Annotated in this window: 7 protein-coding genes; all 7 read right to left on the bottom strand. The window is 63.9% G+C overall.

The window, feature by feature from the left end; genetic code table 11:
* Positions 1-59: 59 nt before the first annotated feature.
* Positions 60-2,474, bottom strand: a complete 2,415-nt coding sequence (locus VGH41_RS00880) for a PAS domain-containing sensor histidine kinase (RefSeq protein ID WP_331595416.1) — start codon at positions 2,472-2,474, stop codon at positions 60-62.
* Positions 2,464-3,054, bottom strand: coding sequence for a DUF4390 domain-containing protein (locus VGH41_RS00875; RefSeq protein WP_331595415.1), 591 nt, complete (start codon positions 3,052-3,054; stop codon positions 2,464-2,466). The genes VGH41_RS00880 and VGH41_RS00875 overlap by 11 nt, the downstream gene beginning before the upstream one ends.
* Positions 3,051-4,478, bottom strand: coding sequence for a 16S rRNA (cytosine(967)-C(5))-methyltransferase RsmB (rsmB, locus tag VGH41_RS00870; RefSeq protein WP_331595414.1), 1,428 nt, complete (start codon positions 4,476-4,478; stop codon positions 3,051-3,053). The genes VGH41_RS00875 and rsmB overlap by 4 nt, the downstream gene beginning before the upstream one ends.
* A gap of 199 nt (positions 4,479-4,677) precedes the next feature.
* Complete coding sequence (gene htpX, locus VGH41_RS00865) at positions 4,678-5,535, bottom strand: zinc metalloprotease HtpX (protein ID WP_331595413.1); 858 nt, start codon at positions 5,533-5,535, stop codon at positions 4,678-4,680.
* A gap of 123 nt (positions 5,536-5,658) precedes the next feature.
* Positions 5,659-6,300: a LysE family translocator gene (locus VGH41_RS00860; RefSeq protein ID WP_331595412.1), complete on the bottom strand. Its 642-nt coding sequence runs from the start codon at positions 6,298-6,300 to the stop codon at positions 5,659-5,661.
* Positions 6,301-6,491: 191 nt separating this feature from the next.
* Positions 6,492-7,475, bottom strand: a complete 984-nt coding sequence (gene fmt / locus VGH41_RS00855; RefSeq protein WP_331595411.1) for a methionyl-tRNA formyltransferase — start codon at positions 7,473-7,475, stop codon at positions 6,492-6,494.
* Between the two features lie 31 nt (positions 7,476-7,506).
* A complete protein-coding gene (gene def, locus VGH41_RS00850) occupies positions 7,507-8,010 on the bottom strand; it encodes a peptide deformylase (protein WP_331595410.1) in 504 nt (167 codons plus the stop codon).
* Positions 8,011-8,020: the final 10 nt, after the last annotated feature.

The raw sequence follows: 8,020 nt of genomic DNA, 5'->3' as shown, positions 1-8,020 counted from the left end.
ATCTCCGAGAGCAATTCCCGGATGCCCATTTCATCATCTACCACCAGGATGGTTGCCATTTACGCTGCCCTTGTCTGCACTGTTGCTTTTGTCGTTCCCTGCGACGCGCTGCCATGCGCCGCCTGCGGCCCTGCTCCAGGTGCCGCAGCATCGTCTGCCAATTGAAGAAAGAGGATCGAAATCTGCGCGCCTTCAATCACATCGCCTGCTTTCAGACGATTACGAATGTCGATCCGCGCCCCGTGCTCGTCGACGATCTTCTTGACCATCGCCAGCCCAAGCCCTGTCCCTTTGGCCTTGGTCGTCACGTAAGGTTCGAATGCACGCGTCAGGATGCGTGCTGGGAAGCCCGGCCCGTTGTCCGACACTGTCAGACGCACCGCAACGCGCACTTTACCTTCTGCGTCGGGATCGCCATATTCTACTGTCCTCGTCTCGAGCAGCACACGAGGGCTCTCGACCTCGGCCACTGCATCTTGCGCATTCTGCAGCAGGTTATGGACCACCTGACGCAACTGCGTCGCATCGCCGCGAATCACCGGCAGTGTCGCCAGCTCGACGCGAATCGCGCTCTTGCCCTCTTCAATGCCGTACAGCGTGAGCACTTCGCTCACCAGTTCGTTGAGCTGCAGGTTGGCGAGCACCGCCGGCGGCGTACGTGCGTAGTCGCGGAAGCTGTCCACCATCTGCTTCATCGCCGCCACCTGATTGACGATGGTTGTCGCGCCGCGCTTGAGCACGTCGGCGTCGGACGGTGCGAGCTTGTCCGCAAGTTTCATCTGCAAGCGCTCGGCCGACAACTGGATCGGCGTGAGCGGATTCTTGATTTCATGCGCCAGACGGCGCGCCACTTCACCCCAGGCGATCGAGCGCTGCGCCGAGATGACGTCGGAGATATCGTCGAACACGACCACGTAGCCGGACGTCTGCATGTCTTCGGACTCGCGGTCCGTGGCGGACACGAGGCGTGCGCCGCGTACCAGCAGCGTGAGCGGTTCGCCTTCGCCCGGCACCTGCACCGAAAATTGCTGCTGCCAGTGGCCCCGGTCGTCGTGACCGTCACCGCTCGCGGCCTCGCGATCGGCAAATGCCTTGCGTACCATCGCGCCGAAATCGCTCAGCACGCTGATGTGATCCAGCGGCGAACCGAGCTCGGAGTGGAACGGCTGGCGGAAAATCCGCTCGGCGCCGCGGTTCGCCGTGGTGAGCCGGAACTGCCGGTCGAACACGAACACGCCGGCGGTCAGATTCGCAAGAATACTCTCGAGGTACGCCTTCGAATGCTCGAGCGCGATGCGGTTGTTTTCGACCGCCGCGCGCGCCTCCGAAAGCTGCCGCGTCATGGCGTTGAACGACTGCGTGAGGAAGCCCAGTTCGTCGCGCGACTTGATCTCGCGCTTGGGCGTGTAGTCGCCTTCGGTCACTTCCTTGGTGCCCTGCGCGAGCAGGAACAACGGACGCGCGAGCTGATTGCCGAGCGCGAGCGCGAGCATCATCGCAATGAAGGTGGCGAGAAAGAGCGCCAGCGTCAGCGTGCCGATGTACATCTTGCGCAGACCCGTGCGGCCGAGCGCCTTCTCCTGATACTCGCGATACGCCCGCTGCACCGCGTCCGCATTGCGGGCGAGCGTGGGCGACACCGGCTGCGTGAGTTGCAGGAAGCGCTCTGTTGGCTGCAGCAGCGACGCGTTCGAATCCGGAATGCGCTGCACGATACGCAGTCTCAGCACGCCCTTGCCGCCGTTCGCGTTCGGGTCGCCGTCCACTTCGCCTTCAATCGCTGCAAAGCCGCGGCCGCGCGCCTGTTCGATCATGATGGGCGTGGGCAGGTCGTTCGGCACGAGCGTCACATAGTTGCCCGATGCCTGCGCCACCACGTGCATATCAGGCGCGGCGCCGGACATGCTGCGCACCGGCTCGACGATCGTTGCATCCTGCACGCCGAACTGATCGCGCAGACGCAACAGCGTCAGCGTGGTTCCAGCGGCATCCGCACTGGCGAGCTGCTCGGCCATCAGACGACCCTTGGTCTGCAGGTCCGACAACGATGCGTCGAGCATGCCGCGCCCCAGGTTCAGCCCTGACGTGAGCGCGGTTTCGACGTTCACGTCGAACCACGACTCGATACTGCGCGAAACGAACTGATACGACACGATGTAGATGATGCCGCCCGGCACCACACCCACCAGCGCCATGAAGAACGCGAGCTTCGCCAGTAGCCGCGTGCCGAATTTACCCTTGCGCAGCCGGTAAATGATGATGAGGACGAGCGCCGTCACGACCATCAGGAAGATCAGCGCGACTACGACGTTGGCTGCGTACAGCCATTGATAGTAACGGTCGAAGAACTCGGTGTTCGCGCTTGCGGCGGCGAGCAACACCAGCAGCAAAACGGCCGTGACCGCCACTGTCGACACCAGCACGCGCACGACGATGCTGCTGACGCTGGTGGTCCCGCGTACTTTATTTAGCACGTTCGGTCACCGTGAAAGTAAAACGCTTCCAGTCGGAAGAGAGATTCCAGTCGCGGTTGTTCACCGCGTCGATCTGGAATGGCTTGGGCATCAATGCGATGTCGAGCTGCATGCGCACTGATGCGGTATAGGTCTCGCCGTTTTGCACCTGATTGCGATCGATCACATGCCACGACGTGACATGCTGGATGACCGCAAGCGCTTCCTTCAAGGTGCCGAAGCCGAGCTGCAGGCCGCCCGTGGACACGCGGTATTCGCGTGTAAGCGGCTGGAACGACAGTCGGATGCTCTGCGACACGCTCACCGGCTGCTCGTCGAACCAGTACCAGCGCGGCCGGCTGAGTTCGAAATCGGTGGTGAAGTAGAGCGGGATGCCTTTGTTGACGGCATCTTCGAGATTGCTGTTCAGGTCAAAGTCAAACCGCGCATCCAGATTCCAGCCGTTGCCGTCCGACTGCAGCGAAGCGCGCTGCACCGCAATCGAATCAGCATGCGCCGCGCCCGGTGCACTCAGCCAAAAGGCCAGCGCGATCCAGAGCACGGCGGCGAGCCGAAGCGAAAAGAAGCGTTTGATGGTCACCGTTTCTGAAAGCGCGCGTAGAAGAATCCGTCGTGATCGGGGTTCGAGCCGGTGCCTGGTCCTGCACTGGAACCCTCCGGGGCGTCGGCAGGCGCGCGGGCCGCGGTGGGCAGCAGTTGCCCCGGCGCGTCCAATCGTACCGCATCCTGGTACTTGTTTCCAAACCACTGCGCCTGCAATTCGCCCTCTTCAGGAAAGATCGAGCACGTCACGTAGAGCAACTCCCCGCCGGGCTTCACGAGCGGCCAGAGCGCCGCCAGAATGCGTTGTTGTTCGGCCACAAGTGCCGGAATATCCGAGGCGCGGCGCAACCAGCGGATGTCCGGATGACGCCGCACGATGCCCGAGGCGGAACACGGCACGTCGGCAAGAATGCGGTCGAAGGGACGGTCGATGTCGTCGTGCCACTTGACCGGATCGCCCGCGTCGCCGATCCGAACCTCGGCGCTCAGACCCAGCCGCTGCAGATTTTCGCCGATGCGCCGCGCCCGCGCCGCGTCGCTTTCGAGCGCGACGAGTTCGAGCTTGGCCAGTTCGAGCAGATGACCCGTCTTGCCGCCGGGCGCGGCGCACGCGTCGAGCACGCGCATGCCGTCGCGCGCGCCGAGCAGCTGTGCGGCGAGTTGCGCGCCGGCATCCTGCACCGACACCACGCCGTCGTTGAAGCCGGGAATGCGATCTACAGGCATGGGTGTGGCGAGCCGCACGCCGTCCTCGCCCGCGCGGGTCGCTTCGATATGGTGGTCGCGCAATACCTGCAGATATGCGTCGACCGTCGAGCGGCGCGCGTTGACGCGCAGCGTCAGTGGCCCTTGCGTATTGCCGGACGTGAGAATGTCTTGCCAGTTGTCGGGCCACGCACGTCGCACGGCGTCGATCCACCATGCCGGGTAATTCCAGCGCGCGACTTCGTCGGTCTGCAAGTCGCTCAACAGCGCCTCACGTTCGCGCAGGAAATTGCGCAGCACAGCGTTGACGAGGCCCTTCGCGAATGCGAACTCGCGGCGCGCAGCGATGGCGTTGACTGCCTGATCGACGACGGTGAACGGCGCGTAAGCCGCAGTCTCTTCGGAATCAATCAGCAGCGCGAGCGCGCAGGCCAGCACGTTGCCGACGTGCGGCGGCGGCGCCTTGCGCACCAGCTTCGCGATCAGCCAGTCTGCGCTGGCGAGGCGCCGCATGGTGCGGTACGAGATATCCTGCACGGCGCCCCGCGCGGCAGCTGCGCTGCCTTCGGGCGCGGACACGAAAACCGACGTCAACGCGGCAGGCAGTGCCGAACCAAAGCGCACCGCACCCACCGCTTGCGCCGCGCAATCCAGCGCGAAACCGAGCGATTCGGGCGCAAGATGCAGCGTCGACAGACGTGATTCGCGCGGCCGCGGCGAAGGCGAAACAGGACGCGTGGAAGGCTTTGAAGTCATGAAGAAGGCAAAAGCGCGCCGCGCGGTGCGCGCGACGCAGACTGCACATTGTAGCTTGGAGCGCCGGGCGGACCGTGGGCCGCCGGCGCTGCTGCGCCGGGCGTCCGCTGCGGGCGGTGAACCCGGCGCCAATGAAAAAGGGTGAGCAGACTGGCTCACCCTTTTTTCGCATGGAGCCGGCGAGCGCCGGCAGCAGCGGTTATTCGAAACGGCCGGTGCGCGCCATTTCCATCAGCCGTGAGATGCGCTCCTCAGTGGCCGGGTGAGTACTGAAGAGACTGGCGATCCCGCCCCCGCTCAACGGATTCATGATCATCATCTGCGCGGTGGCCGGATGAGCCTCAGCGGTCGGGAACGGAATGCCGCTCGCGTAGCGGTGGATCTTGTCCAGCGCCGACGCCAACGCCTGCGGGTCGCCCGAGATCTGCGCACCACCGCGGTCCGCTTCGAATTCGCGGGCGCGGGAGATGGCCATCTGGATCAACGCGCCCGCAACAGGCGCGAGCAGGGCAACCGCAATGCTCGCGATCGGGTTGGCCGGACGGCCGTTTTCGTCGCGGCCGCCGAAGAACATCGCGAAGTTCGCCAGCGCCGAGATCGCGCCCGCCATGGTCGCCGAGACGGTCGAGATCAGAATGTCGCGGTGTTTGACGTGCGCCAGTTCGTGGGCCATCACGCCACGCATTTCGCGCTCGGACAGCACACGCAGAATGCCCGTGGTCGCCGCAACCGCGGCATGCTCAGGATTGCGGCCGGTAGCGAACGCGTTCGGCGCGTCTTCGTTGATCAGATAGACGCGCGGCATCGGCAGGCCGGCGCGCGTGGCGAGTTCACGCACCATCCGGTAGAACTGCGGCGCGCTGGTTTCGTCGACTTCCTGCGCGTTGTACATGCGCAGGACCATCTTGTCCGAGAACCAGTACGAGAAAAAATTCATGGCCAGCGCGATGACGAACGCGAACATGATGCCGCGCGAACCGCCGATCACACCGCCGATCACGATGAAAAGGGCCGTGATCGCGGCCATCAACATCGCGGTTTTGACCCAGTTAAACATGTTCCATGCTCCTTGCCCCGAATGACGGGTTCATATCCGCTACTGCCCGCTGGCAGCGACACACCGTAAGCATTTTGTTAGATATGGGCAGGCAAGGAAAATTCAATTGCTGCGTTCAGACTTTCAGTGTGATGCCGTGGCCAGCTTGATGCCCAGTCCGACGAACGCGCCGCCGACGCCGCGATCCAGCCACCGCTTCACGCCCGGTTTGCCGGAAAAACGCCGCGTGACGCTGCCCGCGACCCACGCGACAAAGCTGTTCCACATCATGCTCATGACGACAAACACGACGCCGAGCGTCAGAAAAGCCAGCGCCTTGTGATCGCTGCCGGTGGTGACGAACTGCGGGAAAAAGGACACGAAGAACAGCACGACCTTGGGATTGAGGACGTTGGTCCAGAAGCCCTGCAGGAACAACTGCCGCAACGACTTCGGCGCGCCGGCCACGCGTACCGTGGGAGAAGCCTCAGCCGGCGCAGGTCGCGCGAAAATCAGCCGGACGCCGAGGTACATCAGGTACAGCGCACCCACGAACTTGATGACGGTGAAGGCGGTTGCGGACGCGGCGAGCAACGCGGTCAAACCGAACGCGCAGGCAAGCGAATGCACGCAGCAACCCGCCGAGATGCCGAACGCCGACATCAAACCCGCACCGCGCCCCTGCGCCACGCTGCGCCCGACGATATAGGCCGTATCCGGCCCAGGCGTCACGTTCAGCAGAAACACAGCGACGACGAAAAATCCGAAATGGGTGATGCCGAACATGGGTTCCTCGCAAGAAAACGTCGGGGCGCCTGCGGTTTTCGCGCCTCCGCGCGGACCCGGCGCGAAGCGGCAGGTGCGGAAGCATTGGAAAGCACTGGGAAGCGCAGACGTTGCATCAATGATTCTAACGCGCTGCAAGCATGCAGCGGGAGTCGGCCGAATGGCCTATGGCGACCTCGTCCGCACGCCTGTTATTGTGCTTCCGGAAGCTGAAAACGCTGGCCGGCGGCAAGCGTCGAGCCTGCCAGGAATTCGCGCACCGGAAGGCGCTTGCCGCCCGGTTTCTGCAGTTGCGTAAGCCGCAGCGAGCCTTCACCGCACGCCACGATCACGCCCTCCGGCGACACGTCGAGGATCGTGCCGGGCCCGGCGTCCGAAGATACATCTACCGGGACTGCGGACCAGATCTTCAGGGCCGTGCCGTCGAGTGTCGCCACGCCGCCTGGGAACGGGTCGAAGGCGCGCACCTGACGCGCCAGCACGGCCGCGGGGCGCCGCCAGTCGAGTGCGGCTTCGTGCTTGCCGATTTTCTCCGCATACGTCGAACCCTCCGCCGGCTGCGGCGTGGCAACCAGCTTGCCGCTGCGTTCGAGTTCGACCAGCGCCTCGACGACGAGACGCGCACCGGCTTGCGCCAGACGGTCGTGCAATGTGGCGGTGGTGTCGTCGTCGTGAATCGGCGTGCGTGCTTCCGAGATCATCGCGCCGGTGTCGAGGCCCACGTCCATCTGCATCAGCGTGATGCCGGTCTCGCTGTCACCTGCTTCCAGCGCGCGGTGGATCGGCGCGGCGCCGCGCCAGCGCGGCAGCAACGAAGCGTGAATGTTGATGCAGCCATGCGGCGGGATATCCAGCACTTCTTGCGGCAGAAGCAGGCCGTAGGCGGCAACCACCATCACGTCGTGCGGGGTGGCGCGCAGCAGGTCGATCGCAGCCGTTGCCTCGGCGGGGAACTTGCCGTTACGACGTAACGACGGCGGCTGCGCCACCGCCAAACCGTGCTCCCCGGCGTAACGCTTCACGGGACTGGCCTGCAGCTTCATGCCGCGGCCGGCCGGGCGGTCGGGCTGCGTCAGCACGAGCGGCACCGGAAAGCCCGCCTCGTGAATCGCGGCGAGTGCCGCCGCGGCGAACTCCGGCGTGCCGGCAAAGATGACGCGTAATGAATGACTCATGAACGGAGGTACCGGACGAAATGGACGCGCATTACATTGCGTGGGCGAGCTTCTTCATCTTGTTCTTGATGCGCGTCTGCTTCAGCGAAGACAGGTACTCGACGAACACGCGGCCCATCAGGTGATCCATTTCGTGCTGAATGCACACGGCCAGCAGCCCTTCGCAATCCAGCTCGAAGGTCTCGCCTTTCTCGTTCAGCGCGCGCACGCGCACTTTCTCGGAGCGTTCGACGTTGTCATAGATGCCCGGCACCGACAGGCAACCCTCTTCGTTGATCTTCTTTTCGTCGCTCGACCAGACGATCTCGGGGTTGATGAAGGCATGCAACTCGTCGTGTGTGTCCGACACGTCAATCACGATAACGCGCTCATGCACGTCCACCTGGGTGGCCGCAAGGCCCACGCCGGGTGCGGCATACATGGTCTCGGCCATGTCCGAGACGAGCCTGCGGATGCGGTCGTTGACGGCTTCCACTGGCTTGGCAATCTTGTGCAGCCGCTTGTCCGGGTAATTGAGGATGTTCAGTAAAGCCATGATCTCGTGG

Source organism: Paraburkholderia sp. (assembly GCF_036488795.1).
GTDB lineage: Bacteria > Pseudomonadota > Gammaproteobacteria > Burkholderiales > Burkholderiaceae > Paraburkholderia.
This window is presented reverse-complemented; position numbering and strand designations above follow the sequence as displayed.